1 protein-coding gene is annotated in these 1,099 nt (G+C 46.0%); it reads left to right on the top strand.

The annotated features are described in order from the left end of the window. The coding region (locus NC238_06630) for a hypothetical protein (GenBank protein ID MCM1565613.1) at positions 1-637 on the top strand (637 nt) is incomplete at its 5' end. Between the last annotated feature and the right edge of the window lie 462 nt (positions 638-1,099).

Below are 1,099 nucleotides of genomic sequence, written 5' to 3'. Positions count from 1 at the left end.
GGGTGCGGCTCTCATTACCGCGCTGATGCTGACCTTGATTTCGTTGGCCATTATCATGCTTTTGTTATATTACGTGACAACCGGTCTGCAAATGTCGGCCTCGCAAAAACGCTATAAAACCGTCCTTGAGGCAGCCTATGGCGGCACATCCTTTTCGGTGAACGAGTTTATCCCGAAACTCAACAGCGCCATATTCGGCAACTATACATCCGGCGTTAAGGAACTCCTGACAAGTTACGCTTCGAACAGTAACCTTAGTCTGACCTTGGGAAACCTGTCCTGTTTGCAGCAGAAGCTTGACAATTCCACGAATAACTGGGGATCCGGCTGCAGCAAAACTCTTGATCCCCGAGACCATCCCGACATGACCTTCGTGCTCAAATCGACACTAGATACGAGCAAATTTATCCAACCGACCGGTTACAAGGTCTACACGAAAATCGTTGGCACACCCATCAAAGGAAATACCGACAAGGCTGATATGCCGAACCTGCGCAAAGGTGAAAATGTCGTCGAATCCGCTGATATCGAGGGTGGCGGCTTGACCATTCCCACCACCTACCGGATCGAGGTGCGGGCCGAAAGGGAGACAAACCCGCAGGAAAAGGCCAATATTTCTGTCCTTTATGCCTACTGACAATAATATATCCAAATGATGCGGAAAATAGTAGGAGCACCTTGCACTAGCGGGTGCTCCTTTGTTTTATCTGGCATGGAAGGTTTTCCCGTCTTCTCACTTTGAATAATCCATGTAACAACTTGGTATTTGTCATTTTTTGCAAGACCTTACTATTTGCCGGCATTTTTCTGCTGCTCTCTAATAAATTTTTGTCATACTATGCGCTGTTTAATAAATCATTGACTCTTACACGTTGTTTTAGTAGTTTGTGAACGCATTACTTAACGCCGTTAAGCTGGTCACATGATTGACAAATGTCTCCCAAAAAAAGAAGAGTTCCGACGTGACATTCTTGAGGCGGCTCGTGAGATTTTTTCCTTGGATGGTTATGGGAATTTTTCCATGCGGAAACTGGCACGCCGCATTGGCTATTCGCCAACGACCATCTACCTTTACTTTAAGGATAAAGACGAAATTCTC

It is taken from the genome of Dehalobacter sp. (assembly GCA_023667845.1).
GTDB lineage: Bacteria > Bacillota > Desulfitobacteriia > Desulfitobacteriales > Syntrophobotulaceae > Dehalobacter.
Note: the sequence above shows the minus strand (reverse complement) of the source record. Positions and strands in the feature narration are given on the sequence as shown.